Consider the following 15,117-nt stretch of genomic DNA (forward strand, 5'->3'; position numbering starts at 1 on the left):
CTCCAGCGACCGCCTGTCGCGCGCTTACTGCTTGATCTTCCCGTCCTTGTCGAACTGCGACACATAGGCCCAGAGATTGTTGATCTCGTTTTCGTTCTTGATGCCGGCGAAAGCCATCTTGGTGCCGGGGATCTTGGCCTTGGGGTCCTTGATGTATTCCTTGAACACGGCCTCGTTCCAGGTGATGCCAGAATTCTTGTTGGCGTCGGAGTAATTGTAGTCCGGCGCGGTGCCGGACTTGCGGCCGTCGAGGCCGTTGAGCTCGGGGCCGACCTTGTTCTTGGCGCCTTCGCCGATCGCGTGACAGGCCAGGCATTTGTTGAACGAAGATTTGCCGGCCGCGACGTCCTGCGCCATCGCGCTGGGTGCGGTGGCAATCGCGGTGAGGATGGTCAATGCGCCAAAAATCAGTTTTGTCATCGGGTGCTCTTCGTTTCTTCCCTGGGGCTGGTCAGTTGCATGCCTGATCGGCAATGGTCGGACCTGCCGGTTTTGGCAGGCCTGCTCGGATTGGACAAGCCGCCAAACCATGGCAGGTTTCACGATTTCCTACTTGTCCCAGAGCGAACTCGCGCAAGATCGTCGATCTGACTTTCGGATGGCCTACCCAAACCACCGCGGACGTGGTTGATTTACCGCGACAAATCGATCGTGCGGCCTCGGCCGGAACGATATGCCATGAAGGAAATGCTATGGCCATCATGATGCCCGCGAGTGACCAGGCCGTGCTCGCGCGCCGCGCCGAAATCGTGGCTGCATTGCGCGCAATCGTACCGGGCGAAGGCGTGATCGATAGCGCCGCCGAGATGCGAGCCTATGAATCCGACGGATTAACGGCCTATCGGCAGCCGCCGATGGTCGTGGTGCTGCCCGACACGACCGAGCAGGTTTCGCTGGTCCTGAAATATTGTGCAGGGCAGGGCATCAAGGTGGTCCCGCGTGGCTCCGGCACCTCGCTGTCCGGCGGCGCGCTGCCACTGGAAGACGGCGTGCTCCTGGGCCTCGGCAAGTTCAAGCGCATCCGCGAGATCGATTTCGACAACCGCGCCGTCGTCACCGAGCCCGGCGTCACCAACCTCGCGATCAGCCAGGCCGTCGCTCATGCCGGGTTCTACTACGCGCCGGATCCGTCCTCGCAGATCGCCTGCTCGATCGGCGGCAATGTCGCGGAGAATTCCGGCGGCGTGCACTGCCTGAAATACGGCATGACCACCAACAACGTGCTCGGCTGCGAGATCGTGCTGATGAGCGGGGAGATCCTGCGCATCGGCGGCAAATCGGCGGAGAACACAGGCTACGACCTGATGGGCGTCATCACCGGCTCGGAGGGCCTGCTCGGTGTCATCACCGAGATCACGGTGCGCATCCTGCAAAAGCCGGAGACGGCGCGCGCGCTGATGGTCGGATTCGCGCAAGTCGAGGCGGCCGGCGAATGCGTGGCGCGCATCATCGGCGCCGGCATCATTCCCGGCGGCATGGAGATGATGGACAAGCCCGCGATCCACGCCGCGGAGGCCTTCGTCCACGCCGGCTATCCGCTCGATGTCGAGGCCCTCCTCATCATCGAGCTCGACGGTCCCAAGATCGAGGTCGACGAGCTGATCACGCGGGTCGAGACAATTGCGAACGCTTGCGGCTCGACCACCTGCCAGATCTCGACCTCGGAGGCCGAGCGCAATCTGTTCTGGGCCGGCCGGAAAGCCGCGTTCCCCGCCGTCGGCCGCATCTCGCCGGACTATCTCTGCATGGACGGCACCATCCCACGCGGTGCGCTGCCGAAAGCGCTGGCGCGCATCCGCGAGCTATCGGAAAAATACCAGCTCGGTTGCGCCAACGTGTTCCATGCCGGCGACGGCAACCTGCATCCGCTGATCCTCTATGACGCCAACAAGCCCGGCGAGATCGAGCGCGCCGAAGCCTTCGGCGCCGACATCCTGCGCGCCTGCGTCGAGTTCGGCGGCGTGCTCACCGGCGAGCACGGCGTCGGCATCGAGAAGCGCGATCTGATGCCTGAGATGTTCAGTGAGATCGACCTCAACCAGCAGCAGCGCCTGAAATGCGCCTTCGATGCGCAAGGCCTGCTCAATCCCGGAAAGGTGTTTCCGACCCTGCACCGATGCGCCGAGCTCGGCCGCATGCATGTCCACGCCGGGAAGCTGGCATTCCCGGACATTCCGCGGTTCTAGAGTCGCCTCGCTGCAACGCGCCAAATTTGATTTTCGCTGCAAACTTCGTTACCCGCTACAGGCGTGGATACGCTCAAGGTCAGAGACGCCAAAGACGTCGAAGAGGTGGTGCGCGCGGCGATTGCCAATGAGCAGCCGCTCGAGATCATCGGCCATGGCTCCAAGCGCGGCATCGGCCATGCGATGGCGACCAACGCCGTGCTGGACGTCTCCGCGCTGAATGCCATCACCGCCTACGAGCCCAACGAACTCATTGTCACGCTCCAGGCCGGGGCGCCGCTGGCCGACGTGCTGTCGCTGATCGATGCCAAGAACCAGCAATTCGCCTTCGAGCCGATGAACACCGCGCCGCTGCTCGGCACGCCCGCGCTCGGCACCATCGGCGGCATGATTGCGTCTGGCCTGGCCGGTCCGCGCCGGATCAAGGCGGGCGGGGCGCGCGACCATCTGCTCGGGGCACATGCCGTCTCCGGTTTCGGCGATAGCTTCAAGACCGGCGGCAAGGTGGTGAAGAACGTCACCGGCTACGACCTCTGCAAGCTTTTCGCCGGTTCCTGGGGCACGCTGTCGGTCATGACCGAGGTCACGCTGAAGGTGATGCCCAAGCCGGAGGCCGAGCGGACGCTGTTGCTGCGCGGCCTCGACGATGCCGTCGCCAACAAGGCGATGACGGCGGCGCTTGGCTCGCCCTTCGACGTCTCGGGGGCCGCGCACCTGCCGACATCGGCGTTCCGGAGCAAGGTCGAAGGGCTCGGCGATATCGCAGGCCAAAGCGAGGCGCTGACCGTGCTGCGGCTCGAGGGCATTACCGCCTCGGCCGCCCACCGTGCCGGCTCGCTGCGCGAATTGCTGGCGCCGTTCGGAACCGCAACGCTCGTCGAGGACACGGTGTCAGCGGCGCTGTGGACCACGATCCGCGACGTCCTGCCGTTCGCGGCCGGCGGCGCGCTGGGGGCCTGCCCGGTTTGGCGGATCGTCTGTCCGCCGGCGTCGGGCGCGGCGCTCGGGACGCTGCTGGCGCGCGAGACCGGCGGCGACGTGATCTACGATTGGGGTGGTGGACTGATCTGGGCGGCGTTGCCACCGAAGCCGGACGCGCATGCCACGGCCGTGCGCGAACGTGCGAATGCGGCCGGCGGGCACGCCACGCTGATCCGGGCGGCCGAGGACATCAGGCGCACGATCGATGTATTCCACCCGCAAGCCCCTGGCCTTGCCGCGTTGAGTGAGCGGGTCCGCGCCAGTTTCGATCCGAAGACCATCCTCAACCGGGGCCGGCTGACGCGGGACGCTTGCTGAATGAAGACCGAATTCTCACTCGCGCAGCTCGCCGACCCCGACATCGCGGAAGCCGACAAGATCCTGCGCGCCTGCGTCCATTGCGGCTTCTGCACCGCAACCTGTCCGACCTATGTGCTGCTTGGCGACGAGCTCGATAGCCCGCGCGGCCGCATCTATCTGATCAAGGAGATGCTGGAGAAGAACCAGACGCCGACGGCCGAAGTGGTCAAACATGTCGACCGTTGCCTGTCGTGCCTGGCCTGCATGACGACCTGCCCCTCGGGGGTGAATTACATGCATCTGGTCGATCAGGCCCGGGTCAGGATCGAGCAGCGTTACGAGCGGCCGCTGGCCGAGCGGCTGCTGCGCCGGGTGCTGGCCTTCGTCCTGCCGCACCCGCGGCGTTTCCGCGCCAGCATGTGGCTGGCGCGACTCGCCCGCCCGCTGGCCGCGTTCCTGCCGACGCCCCGGCCGTCGGCGACGCCCGGCCTGATCCTGCGCCTCAAGGCGATGCTGGCGCTGGCGCCGGACCGGCTGCCGCCACCGGGGCCCGCCGCCGGCAGTGTGTTTGCGGCACTCGGCAAGAAGCGCGGCCGGGTCGCGCTGCTCCAGGGCTGCGCCCAGCAGGTGCTGGCGCCGCGCATCAACCAGGCCGCCATCAGTCTCCTCACGCGCCACGGCATCGAGGTCGTCCTCGTCAGGGACGAGCAGTGCTGCGGCGCGCTGACCCATCACCTCGGCAACGACCAGGACGCATTGGGGCGGGCTCGCGCTAATGTCGCGGCGTGGCGCGCGGAAGCGGCCGGCGAGGGGCTCGACGCCATCCTGGTGACGGCGTCAGGCTGCGGCACCGTGATCAAGGACTACGGCTATCTTCTGCGCGAGGACGCTGCGTTTGCCGCCGATGCGGCGAAGGTCTCCGCGCTCGCCAAGGACATCACTGAATACGTCGCCGGCCTTGGACTCGTGGCCACCGCGCGACAGGATAACATCGTCGTCGCCTATCACTCTGCGTGTTCGTTGCAGCACGGGCAGAAAATCACGGGCCTTCCGAAAGAATTGCTTTCCAATAATGGATTCGTGGTGAAAGATGTGCCGGAGAGCCATTTGTGTTGCGGTTCGGCGGGGACCTACAACATTCTCCAGCCCGAGCTTGCGGGCCGGTTGCGCGATCGCAAGGTCGCCAACATCGCGAGCGTCAAGCCGGACATGATTGCCGCAGGCAATATCGGCTGCATGGTGCAGATTGCCAGTGGCACGTCAGTTCCGGTCGTACACACGATTGAGCTTCTCGATTGGGCTACGGGCGGGTCGCGGCCGGCATTGAACGCGCAAGACTGAGCTTTCGAAGACTGAGCTTTCGAGGGCTGAGCTTTCGTCCGGAGGTGACGGCTGAAGACGCCCGGACCGACCATTGTTCGGCGGCAACAGGAGGACCACGATGGCGAAAGCGAAGAAGAAAAAAAGCAAGAAGGCCAAAAAAGCCAAGAAGGCGGTAGCGGCGAAGAAGACCTCAAAGAAGGCAGCCAAGAAGTCCGCGAAGAAGTCTGCCAAGAAAGCCACAAAGAAATCTGCCAAGAAGGCCGCGCCGAAGAAGGCCGCCAAGAAGTCGGCCAAGAAAGCCGCTACGATGGCTGCCCCTAAGAAGGCCGCCAAGAAGGCTGCGAAAAAAGCGGCGCCGAAGAAGGCGAAGGCAGCTCCCGCGCCGAAGCCGTCAACGCCGGCAGCTCCGGCTCCCGAGCCCGCCGCCGAGACAAGCTGGGCGATGCCTTCGTCTTCTGCGGAAACGACGCCGGCCGAAGGACAAGGTTAGGCCCAAGGTTAGGCCCAAGATTAGGCCAAAGGCTGGATCCAATCCGACGACCATGATCGACGACAGGAAGGCCGCAGCGGTGATGCTGCGGCCTTTTTGCATCGGCGCGACGACGTGTTTGTCCTGGAGCAGCCTTATTCGTGGCGCGGCCAGCACGGTACCGCCGGGCCCGTACTAACCCGGGCCTGCCAGTGCACTTTGCAATGCAAATAATGTGGTCGAGAAGACACACAGGCTGACAACCTTTCGTGGAATCGTCAGAACGCCCAAAAAGTCGGCAGATGCCCGCGTTTTTTGCTTCTCGGTTTACGCCACTCCATCCAGATTGCCGCAGTTACGAAATTTGCAATCAGGTCGTGCGTTCCGGGGGCTTCCGGGATCCGGCTGGGGTCTTAGAACTGGTGATGGGGATCGAAATGAAAAAAGTGGCTTTGTTGGCAACGGCGCTGGCAATGGTGACGGGCTCGGCTTTCGCGGCAGACATGCGAGTGAAGGCACTGAAGGCCCCGCCGGTGGTCGCGTTTGACCCCTGGGATATCGCCTTCGGCGGCGCCATCATGAGCGACTACATCTTCCGCGGCGTCACGCAGTCGAACCACAAGCCGTCGGTCGCGGCCTATTTCGAGCCGCGCTACAACATCAACAAGGACCTCCAGCTCTACGTCGGCGTGTCCGCCGAGAGCATCTCCTTCGCCAATCGTGCCGCTGCTGAAGTCGACATCTACGGCGGTATCCGCCCGACCTTCGGCGCCTTCGCGTTCGACATCGGCGTCTGGGGCTACCTGTATCCGGGCGGCAGCTGCGCCGACAACGTGCTCACCGGTGGCATTCCCGGCGGCAACGTCTGCGGCGTCAGCACGACCACGATCTTCCTCGCCGACGGCAACGTCATGAAGAAGGACGTCAGCTTCGTCGAAGTCTACGGCAAGGTGAACTACACCATCAACGACAGCTTCACGGTCGGCGCGACCGAGTACTACTCGCCGAACTTCCTGAACTCGGGTGCCTGGGGCAACTACGCTTCGTTGACCGCCAAGTACACGGCGCCCAGCACGGCCTTCGGTCCCTCCGGCATGGGCATGTACGTGTCGGGTGAGTTCGGCCGGCAGTGGTTCGGTACTTCGGACGCCTTCTACGGCACCGGCGTCGGCACCGTTTTCGCCAACGGCATCCCCTACAAGGACTACAACACCTGGAACATCGGCATCGGCTTCACCTACAAGGTGTTCACGCTGGACCTGCGTTACTCCGACACCGACCTGAACAAGGGTGATTGCAACGCCTTCACCAGCGCCTTCAACGCCACCGGCACCACCAACGTCACCGCGATCAATCCGGGCGGCGCTGGCTCCAACTGGTGCGGCGCGGCCGGCATTGCCAAGCTGTCGTTCGACCTGACGGCGATGAGCAACCTGAAGTAAGCTTCTTCCCGAAGCGACTTGATGAGGGCGGCAGGGCAAACCTGCCGCCCTTTTGCTTTTGGGCGCAGGCCGGGGCGCCTGCATGGTTGGAGACGCCCGCCTCCGGCGGGCTCCTCACCATGAGGGGGCACGGATTTCACCGCGAGGACAGACCTCATCCTGAGGGCCCGCCAAAGGCGGGCGTGTCGAGGAATGGCCGCAACGAAGGGCCATAGCCTCAGGGTTGGTCGGACCGTCTCAGCGTGCCGCGCTCGGCTCCTTCTCGACCGACACGGCACCGTCACCGAGGACGTGGATCGCGCCGTGCTTCACCATCGTCACCTTGCGGGTATGGAAGGCTTCCAGCGTCGAGCGGTGGCCAATCGAGATGAGGGTGGCTTGTGGCAGCTTCTCCGCCAGCAACCGGTACAGGCGGGCCTCGGACGGTTCGTCGAGCGAGGCCGTGGCCTCGTCCAGGAACAGATAGTCCGGCGCGTGCAGCAGCGCGCGGGCGAGCCCGAGGCGCTGCTGCTCGCCCAGCGACAGCATCCGGTTCCAATGACCGTCCTTCTCAAGCCGCTCGGCGAGGTCGGGCAGCCCGACCGCGATCAGCGCGTCCCTGACGCGTGAGGTTTCGAACGCGCCCGGCGCGGCCGGGTAGACCACCGCGTCGCGCAGCACGCCGACCGGGAAATAGGGGCGCTGGGGCAGCATCATCAGCTTCGCCTTTTCCGGCACGAAGATGCTGCCGGTGCCGAACGGCCAGATGCCGGCGATGGCCCGGAACAGCGTCGACTTGCCGGAGCCCGACGGTCCGGTCACCAGCACGCGCTCCGGCGTCTGGACGGAGAACGCGTCGGCGGCGACCAGCGGCGTGCCGCTCGGCAGGTTCACGCAGAGCTGTTCGAGAGAGATATTGCGATTGCCGCCGGCGGCCTTGAGGGCAATCGCAGGCTCGTGCGGCGGCAGGTTCGCGGCCGCATCGACCGACATCTCGAAGCCGTCGAGGCGGGCGACGATGGAGCGCCATTCCGCCAGCGATCGGTACGCCGTGACGAAGAACGACAATGCGCCCTGTACGCTGGAGAAGGCGGACGCGGTTTGCATCATGTCGCCAAGCTGGATCTTCTTGGCGAAGAAGGCCGGCGCCACCAGCACGTAGGGAAAGATCACGGCGGCCTGCTGATAGCTCGCGGTGAACGCGGTGAGGCGCTTGGTGCGGCTCATGATGGCGTACCAATTGCCGATCACGAAGCCGAAGCGCTCCAGCAGCCGGCCGCGCTCGGCGCCTTCGCCCTTGAGCAGCGCGATCTGCTCGGAATTTTCGCGGACCCGGACGAGATTGAAGCGGAAGTCGGCTTCATAGCGCTGCTGCTCGAAATTGAGATTGACCAGCGGGGCGCCGATCCAGTGCGTCAGCGCCGTGCCGAAGATCGCGTAGACCAGCGCGCCCCAGCACAGATAACCGGGGATCATGAGATCGGCGCCGAACAGGTGCAACGGCGCGGCGTTGGAAAGCCCCCAGAGGATGATCACGAACGAGAACAGCGTCACGATCGACGAGAGCAGGCCGAGACCGATGGTCAGGGTCTGCTCGACGAAATTCTTGACGTCCTCGGTGATGCGCTGATCCGGGTTGTCGGCCGCATCGCCCTTGAGCTGCATGCGGTAGTGGGTGGCGCCTTGCAGCCATTCGCCCAGATAGTGTCGGGTCAGCCATTGCCGCCAGCGGATCTGAAGCCACTGGTTCAGGTACAGCTTGTAGACCGCCAGCGCGATGAAGGCGGAGGCGAGGCCGATGAAGATCCAGATCTCCCTGACGAAACTATCCCAGTCACTTGCCTGCAGCGAGCTGTAGAACCGGTTCTGCCATTGATTGACCAGGACGTCGATCGCGACCAGCGCCAGCTCCATCGCGATGACAGCGGCGAGCAGGCCGCGGCCGGCCCATTTGTCCTCCGACCGGAAATACGGGGCGGCGATTCGCCAGACGATCGCGAGCGTGGCGCTGATGTTCTTCACAGAGCTCTGTCTCCTGAGGGGATGTGCACAACTGCCCGGGGCCAAAGACTTGGGACGACGGCGAAAATCGGCGCGCTTAGACTAAAGTCGCAAGTCCTGCAATTTGCGTTGGCTTGTCGCAGCTTGCAACCCTAGCATGGGGCGCATCGGCGCGGGGTGGGGGCCTTCGGGATTTCGCGAGCTTGTGAGCGGACGGGAACCGCTGCATTCGCGAGGAATTCGCGTCAAGCTCGGGGGTTATCGCTTCAGCGTCAAGCAGGATCGGCTGTCCACGCGGGCCGCCTGCAGCACACATGCGTGGGGGAGGAAGATCATGTGGAATCAAGTTTATGACCCGTTGCACAGCCCTGTGCTGTCGACGATCGCGGCGGCAGTCCCTGTCGTCACATTGCTGGTCCTGATCGCGAGCGGCCGCGTCCAGGCTCATATCGCGGCGGTCATCGCCGTGATCGTGGCCAATTTGATCACGATCTTCGTCTTCACCATGCCGGCCAACATGTCGATCCGCGCTTCGGTGCTGGGCATCGTCACCGGTTTCTTTCCGATCGGCTGGATCGTTCTCAACGTCATCTTCCTTTACCAGGTGACGGTGACCACTGGACGCTTCGAATTGCTCAAGCGCGCGGTCGGGGGCGTCACCGAGGACCGGCGGCTGCAATTGCTGCTGATCGCGTTCTCGTTCGGCGCCTTCTTCGAGGGTGCTTCGGGCTTCGGCACCCCGGTCGCGATCACCGGTGCCGTCCTGATCGGCCTCGGCTTCTCGCCGCTCGCGGCCTCCGGCCTGTCGCTGATCGCCAACACAGCACCGGTCGCCTTTGGCGCGCTGGGTACGCCGATCCAGGGCCTCGCTTCGGTCACCGGGCTCGATCCCTACATCCTCGGCGCGATGGTCGGACGGCAGTTGCCGATCTTCTCGCTGATCGTGCCGTTCTGGGTGGTGTGGGCGTTCGCGGGCTGGAAGGGCATGAAGGACGTCTGGCCGGCGATTCTCGTCACCGGCGTGTCGTTCGCAGTCCCGCAATTCGTGATCTCGAACTTCGTCAACCCCTGGATCGTCGACATCGGTGCGTCGCTGATCTCGATGGGCGCGCTGATCCTGTTCCTGAAGGTGTGGCAGCCCAGGCAGCTCTGGCTGTCGCCGGCGCTGCGCAGCCGTGATGAATCGACCTCCACCATGGCGGCCGCAAAACCGCTCGACAAGACGCCGCTCACGCAGAGCGAGATGTTCAGCGCGCTGCTGCCTTGGATCATCGTCTGTATCGTGATGCTGATCTGGGGCAACGGTGCCTTCAAGACCTGGGCGAACTCGATCTTCACCTGGAACTACCCCGTTCCCGAGCTGCATCAGATGATCAACAAGATGCCGCCGGTCGCACCAGGGCCGACGAAAGAGAGTGCGGTGTTCGGCTTCACCTATCTCTCGTTCACCGGCACAGGCATGCTGATTGCCGCGATCATCTCCGGCTTCCTGATGGGCGTCGGACCCGGCAAGCTCGTGATTCAGTACGGCCGCACCATCCGGCTGTGCGCGATCTCGCTGATCACGATCTCGGCGATGCTCGCGATCGGCACGCTGACGCGGCTCTCCGGCGTGGACGCGACGCTCGGCCTCGCCTTTGCTGCAACCGGCGTGCTCTATCCTTTCTTCGGCACGCTGCTCGGCTGGTTGGGCGTGGCGCTGACGGGATCGGATACCGCTTCCAACGTGCTGTTCGGAAATCTTCAGAAGATCACCTCCGAGCAGCTTGGCCTGTCGCCGATCCTGATGGCCGCGGCGAACTCGTCCGGCGGCGTGATGGGCAAGATGATCGACGCCCAGTCGATCGTGGTCGCGTCCACTGCGACGAATTGGTACGGGCACGAAGGCACGATCCTGCGCTTCGTGTTCTGGCACTCGATCGTGCTGGCCTCGTTGGTCGGCGTGTTCGTGACGTTGCAGGCCTATGTCTGGCCGTTCACGGCGATGGTGCTGAAGTAGCAGGTCACAATTCGCTTCGAAGCAAATCCCCGCGGATTCGTCCCCGCGGGGATTTTTGCGTCGCGTATGCGCGAACCTTCTCAACGGCGCCGCCGTCTTATAGAAGGTGCCGCAAATCAGGTCGGTCGAGAGGTTTCATGGTTTCGTTCAGGCAGATGGTGTGTGCGGCGGTTGCAATGCTCGCGATGTCCACGCTCGCGCGTGCGGAGGACGGTTTTCCGTTCGGCACCGAGATGACGCTGGAGGCGCTGCCGCAGCCGGGCTCGAAGCGGATTCCGAACATCGAGATCGGCGACAATGGCGAGGTCGTGCTGGAGCTCTGGTGCAAGGGCGGCAAGGGCCAGTTCTCGGTCGCCGGCAACACCGTGATCTTCGTCCCCGGCCAGATCCAGGACCGCTCCTGCCCGCCCGCAAGGGCCCAGGCCGACGACGATCTCGTTGCAGCGCTGGGCAGCGTCGAGACCTGGAAGCGCCAGGGCGACGTGCTGACGCTCGTCGGCCCCAAGCCGCTGCGCTTTCGGGTCAACGGAAATTAGCCACCGCTGTCATTCCCCGCGAAAGCGGGGAATCCAGTACGCCGCGGCCTATCGATTCAACCACGGCCGTCTCGGAGTACTGGATCGCCCGCCTTCGCGGGCGATGACTGACAGGGGGTGTCTGCGTCTACTTCCACACCGACTTGTCGGCGTCCCATCGCTGGCCCTTCAGCTCCTTGGCGAGCGCCTCGACCGAACCGTTGTCGTCGGGCTGATCGCCTTCCTCGTCGGCCGTCGCTTCGTCTGAGAGATTGAGCTTGGCGCCGCTGCTCTCGTCGGTGGTCGTGGTCGCTGGACTCCCGACCCAGAGCATGAGCTTGTCGGTCGTGCCCGGCTTGTCGGGCGAGACGAGACCCGCAACCTCGATCGTGTCGGTGAGCTCGAGCGCGGGAAAGTCCTGGTTCGGCCGCTTGAACACCAGCTTGAGCTTGCCGGTCGCCGGGTTGAAGCTTTGCGAGACCGGCTTTGCCGCGAGCGTCCTGCTCAGCACGCCAGCCACCGCGGCCGCGAGCTTGTCGCGGTTGATCTTGTCGCCCTCGCGCCAGTCGGCGGCGGCAATGCGGATGGTGCGGTCCATCTCGGTCATGCCCGCGGTCCAGCCCGCGGCGGTGACGCCGGGCGTCGCCTTGAATTTTGCCAGCAGGGCGCCGGCACGCTCCGGATCGACCGACATGTTGATGGTCTGCTCGCCCGCGCGCAACGCGTCGCAGCCGACGGTGAGGCTCGCCAGCGTCACCTCGACGTCCTGGCCCTTCAGGCTCTTCAGGAACTCGGTCGCGGCATCCAGCTTGACCTTGACCGCGATCGCTTCCGGCGAGACGTCGGTGAAATCCTTCGGCTGCGGCGTGATGCCGTCGTCGGAGGTCTGGTTGTCGAGGAATTCCTTCTCGCTGAGATCGGAATTGTCGGGCGAGGTGACCTCGGTCACGGCCTGGCCAATGCTGATCTGGCCGCGGAATTCGAACGTGTCTCCGGCCTGTTTACGCAGCAGCTTGACGGTGACCGGCGCCTTCGCGCCGAGGCTCTGCGTCGTACCCGCCAGGTTCTGGCCCGCGACCTGGAGATTGACGACGAAACGGTCCTTGCGGTCGGAATTCTTCGCGACGGGATAGCAGACGTCGAGCACGGCTGCGGTGACGGTCTTGCCCTGGCGTGTCTCCTTCAGGATCACATCGGCATTGCCGTCCATCAACCCGTCGATCGAGGTGAAATAGCGCGTCTCGACGCCGCCGGGCGCCGTGGCCTTGGGCGCCAGCTTCATCTGGGCGGATGCGACCTCAGGCGAACCTGCAAGCAGAGCCGCCAGAACGGCCGTGGAGCAAAACACAAGCGCGCGCATCGACGAAATCCCCGGGGCAATGGGGCATGATCCGGAAAGTGTGAAGCGGTTTTCCGTTGAGATCAGGCCCAAACAATTCGAATCGGGCGTCACCGTAGTGGGTTTTGGCCGCCGGTTGAATTGGAAAGCACGGGCCATGATTGCCAAAAAAGAAGGCCGCCCGGAGGCGGCCTTCGCAACACTGTGGGCTAAGGATCGGTCTTAGAAGCCGCCCATGCCGCCACCGGCCGGCATGCCGGGCGCGGCGTCCTTCTTCGGCGACTCGGCGACCATGGCCTCGGTGGTCACCAGCAGGCCGGCGATCGAGGCGGCGTCCTGGAGCGCGGTGCGCACCACCTTGGCGGGGTCGATGATGCCCTTCTCGACCATATCGACATACTCCTCGGTCTGGGCGTCGAAGCCGAAGGTCTCGGACTTGTTCTCCAGGATCTTGCCGACGACGATCGAGCCTTCCACGCCCGCGTTCTCGGAGATCTGGCGGATCGGGGCTTCCAGCGCCTTCAGCACGATGTTGATGCCGGCCTGGACGTCGGCATTGGCGTTGGTGAGACGGCCAACCGCCTTCTTGGCGCGGAGCAGCGCGACGCCGCCGCCGGGAACGATGCCCTCCTGCACCGCGGCGCGGGTGGCGTTGAGCGCGTCCTCGACGCGGTCCTTCTTCTCCTTGACCTCGATCTCGGTGGCACCGCCGACGCGGATCACCGCGACGCCGCCTGCGAGCTTGGCGAGGCGCTCCTGGAGCTTCTCACGGTCGTAATCCGAGGTGGTTTCCTCGATCTGGGCCTTGATCTGGCCGACGCGGGCCTCGATCTCCGGCTTCTTGCCGGCGCCCTTGACGATCGTGGTGTTCTCCTTGTCGATCACCACCTTGCCCGCGCGCCCAAGCATCTTTACCGTGACGTTCTCGAGCTTCATGCCGAGGTCTTCGGAGATCAGCTGGCCGCCGGTGAGGATCGCGAGGTCCTCGAGCATGGCCTTGCGGCGGTCGCCGAAGCCCGGTGCCTTGACGGCGGCGACCTTGAGGCCGCCACGGAGGCGGTTGACGACCAGGGTGGCCAGCGCCTCGCCCTCGACGTCCTCGGCGATGATGACGAGCGGCTTGCCCGACTGCACCACGGCTTCCAGCACGGGCAGCATGGCCTGCAGGCCGGACAGCTTCTTCTCGTGCAGGAGGATGTAGGCGTCCTCGAGCTCGGCGGTCATCTTCTCGGGGTTGGTGACGAAGTAGGGTGACAGATAGCCGCGGTCGAACTTCATGCCCTCGACGATGTCCACCTCGGTGTCGAGCGACTTGTTCTCCTCGACGGTGATGACGCCCTCGTTGCCGACCTTCTGCATCGCCTGCGCGATCATCTTGCCGATGGCGGCATCGCCGTTGGCCGAGATGGTGCCGACCTGGGCGACCTCGGAGGAGGCGGCGACCGGGTTGGCGCGCTTCTCGATGTCCTTGACGACGGCGGCGACCGCGATGTCGATGCCGCGCTTGAGGTCCATCGGGTTCATGCCGGCGGCAACCGACTTGGCGCCTTCGCGCACGATGGACTGGGCCAGCACGGTCGCGGTGGTGGTGCCGTCGCCGGCGAGGTCGTTGGTCTTGGAGGCGACCTCACGCACCATCTGGGCGCCCATGTTCTCGAACTTGTCCTCGAGCTCGATCTCCTTGGCGACGGTGACGCCGTCCTTGGTGATGCGGGGCGCGCCGAACGACTTCTCGATGAGCACGTTGCGGCCCTTCGGGCCGAGCGTCACCTTGACGGCATTGGCGAGAATGTCGACGCCGCGCAGCATGCGATCGCGCGCGTCTCCGGAAAACTTGACGTCTTTGGCAGCCATGGTCTGCAATTCCTCTTCTTTTTTCGTGATGTGTCTTGCTTATTGGGTCGCCTCATTCCCGGGGTCCGCGATCGAACCCGGCGGAATGATGCATGCCCGGATCGAGTGACCCGGGCATGCATTCAGCGGCCGTTCAGGCGTCTGGCCTTAGGCCATCACACCCATGATGTCCGACTCCTTCATGATCAGGAGCTCATCGTTGTCGATCTTGACCTCGGTGCCCGACCACTTGCCAAACAGCACACGGTCGCCGACCTTGAGGTCGATCGGGATCAGCTTGCCGGCCTCGTCGCGGCCACCGGGGCCGACGGCGACGACTTCGCCCTGGGACGGCTTTTCCTTGGCCGTGTCCGGAATGATGATGCCGCCCTTGGTCTTTGACTCGGCGTCGATACGTTTGACCACGACACGGTCATGCAGCGGACGAAATTTGGATTTAGTCATGACGTTTCCCTTTGGAGGCTCGCTTCGGAAGGAGTGAAAGTGGGCGGGCGGCGCTGCCGTCGACCCTTCTCGAGGATCGATCGGCGCGCGTTAGCAATCCATCTTTCAGAGTGCTAATGGTCCGCCCGGGAATATGGCTTGGCCGCGATCCTGTCAAGCAAAGGTGGTTAAGCGATTGGTGAGACGGATATAGGATGGTGACGTTGGAAACTTGTTCGGGGCGCCGGCGTATTAAAGGACGTCATTGCTCCGGCAGCGGTTTTGCGCTTGGCTGCGGAAGGGGTG

12 protein-coding genes are annotated in these 15,117 nt (G+C 64.3%); 7 read left to right on the plus strand and 5 right to left on the minus strand.

The features are described from left to right. Positions 1–24: 24 nt before the first annotated feature. Entirely contained in the window at positions 25–420 is a 396-nt protein-coding gene (cycA, locus tag IVB41_RS06540) for a cytochrome c-550 CycA (protein ID WP_247357923.1), read from the minus strand. A gap of 272 nt (positions 421–692) precedes the next feature. Here cycA and IVB41_RS06545 point away from each other — a divergent pair, with 272 nt between their 5' ends. The 5 genes from IVB41_RS06545 to IVB41_RS06565 all read left to right on the plus strand — a co-directional run bounded on the left by IVB41_RS06545 (position 693) and on the right by IVB41_RS06565 (position 6,701). Further along, a complete protein-coding gene (locus tag IVB41_RS06545) occupies positions 693–2,186 on the plus strand; it encodes an FAD-linked oxidase C-terminal domain-containing protein (RefSeq protein WP_027565448.1) in 1,494 nt (497 codons plus the stop codon). Between the two features lie 63 nt (positions 2,187–2,249). Beyond that, positions 2,250–3,485, plus strand: coding sequence for an FAD-binding protein (locus IVB41_RS06550; RefSeq protein WP_247428150.1), 1,236 nt, complete (start codon positions 2,250–2,252; stop codon positions 3,483–3,485). Next, a complete protein-coding gene (glcF, locus tag IVB41_RS06555; protein ID WP_247428153.1) occupies positions 3,486–4,808 on the plus strand; it encodes a glycolate oxidase subunit GlcF in 1,323 nt (440 codons plus the stop codon). A 100-nt stretch (positions 4,809–4,908) separates the two neighbouring features. Then, a complete protein-coding gene (locus IVB41_RS06560) occupies positions 4,909–5,280 on the plus strand; it encodes a histone (protein WP_247429073.1) in 372 nt (123 codons plus the stop codon). A gap of 416 nt (positions 5,281–5,696) precedes the next feature. Further along, a complete protein-coding gene (locus tag IVB41_RS06565) occupies positions 5,697–6,701 on the plus strand; it encodes a TorF family putative porin (protein WP_247284644.1) in 1,005 nt (334 codons plus the stop codon). Between the two features lie 237 nt (positions 6,702–6,938). Here the strand turns inward: IVB41_RS06565 and IVB41_RS06570 are convergent, their stop codons facing one another. Continuing rightward, on the minus strand, positions 6,939–8,702 hold the full coding sequence (locus tag IVB41_RS06570) for an ABC transporter ATP-binding protein/permease (RefSeq protein ID WP_247428156.1): 1,764 nt from the start codon (positions 8,700–8,702) through the stop codon (positions 6,939–6,941). A gap of 313 nt (positions 8,703–9,015) precedes the next feature. Between IVB41_RS06570 and IVB41_RS06575 the strand changes: the two genes are divergently transcribed. Both IVB41_RS06575 and IVB41_RS06580 read left to right on the plus strand, forming a co-directional pair. Then, positions 9,016–10,680, plus strand: a complete 1,665-nt coding sequence (locus IVB41_RS06575; RefSeq protein WP_027565443.1) for an L-lactate permease — start codon at positions 9,016–9,018, stop codon at positions 10,678–10,680. Between the two features lie 137 nt (positions 10,681–10,817). Further along, the gene (locus IVB41_RS06580) at positions 10,818–11,216 is read left to right on the plus strand and encodes an META domain-containing protein (protein ID WP_027565442.1); all 399 of its coding nucleotides are present in this window, start codon (positions 10,818–10,820) and stop codon (positions 11,214–11,216) included. A 127-nt stretch (positions 11,217–11,343) separates the two neighbouring features. Here the strand turns inward: IVB41_RS06580 and IVB41_RS06585 are convergent, their stop codons facing one another. The 3 genes from IVB41_RS06585 to groES form a co-directional block, all read right to left on the minus strand. Beyond that, positions 11,344–12,555, minus strand: coding sequence for a hypothetical protein (locus IVB41_RS06585; RefSeq protein ID WP_247428159.1), 1,212 nt, complete (start codon positions 12,553–12,555; stop codon positions 11,344–11,346). Positions 12,556–12,756: 201 nt separating this feature from the next. After that, positions 12,757–14,388 (minus strand): chaperonin GroEL, encoded by a 1,632-nt coding sequence (gene groL / locus IVB41_RS06590; RefSeq protein WP_247428163.1) that lies wholly within the window; start codon positions 14,386–14,388, stop codon positions 12,757–12,759. A 147-nt stretch (positions 14,389–14,535) separates the two neighbouring features. Then, positions 14,536–14,832: a co-chaperone GroES gene (gene groES / locus IVB41_RS06595; RefSeq protein ID WP_007596954.1), complete on the minus strand. Its 297-nt coding sequence runs from the start codon at positions 14,830–14,832 to the stop codon at positions 14,536–14,538. Positions 14,833–15,117: the final 285 nt, after the last annotated feature.

It is taken from the genome of Bradyrhizobium sp. 44 (genome assembly GCF_023073095.1).
Lineage (GTDB): Bacteria > Pseudomonadota > Alphaproteobacteria > Rhizobiales > Xanthobacteraceae > Bradyrhizobium.

Coding starts and splice junctions, on each gene's coding strand:
- groL (WP_247428163.1), bottom strand. CDS start 14,388: ATGGCTGCCAAAGACGTCAAGTTTTCCGGAGACGCGCGCGATCGCATG.
- IVB41_RS06575 (WP_027565443.1), top strand. CDS start 9,016: ATGTGGAATCAAGTTTATGACCCGTTGCACAGCCCTGTGCTGTCGACG.
- groES (WP_007596954.1), bottom strand. CDS start 14,832: ATGACTAAATCCAAATTTCGTCCGCTGCATGACCGTGTCGTGGTCAAA.
- IVB41_RS06585 (WP_247428159.1), bottom strand. CDS start 12,555: ATGCGCGCGCTTGTGTTTTGCTCCACGGCCGTTCTGGCGGCTCTGCTT.
- IVB41_RS06580 (WP_027565442.1), top strand. CDS start 10,818: ATGGTTTCGTTCAGGCAGATGGTGTGTGCGGCGGTTGCAATGCTCGCG.
- IVB41_RS06560 (WP_247429073.1), top strand. CDS start 4,909: ATGGCGAAAGCGAAGAAGAAAAAAAGCAAGAAGGCCAAAAAAGCCAAG.
- IVB41_RS06565 (WP_247284644.1), top strand. CDS start 5,697: ATGAAAAAAGTGGCTTTGTTGGCAACGGCGCTGGCAATGGTGACGGGC.
- cycA (WP_247357923.1), bottom strand. CDS start 420: ATGACAAAACTGATTTTTGGCGCATTGACCATCCTCACCGCGATTGCC.
- glcF (WP_247428153.1), top strand. CDS start 3,486: ATGAAGACCGAATTCTCACTCGCGCAGCTCGCCGACCCCGACATCGCG.
- IVB41_RS06545 (WP_027565448.1), top strand. CDS start 693: ATGGCCATCATGATGCCCGCGAGTGACCAGGCCGTGCTCGCGCGCCGC.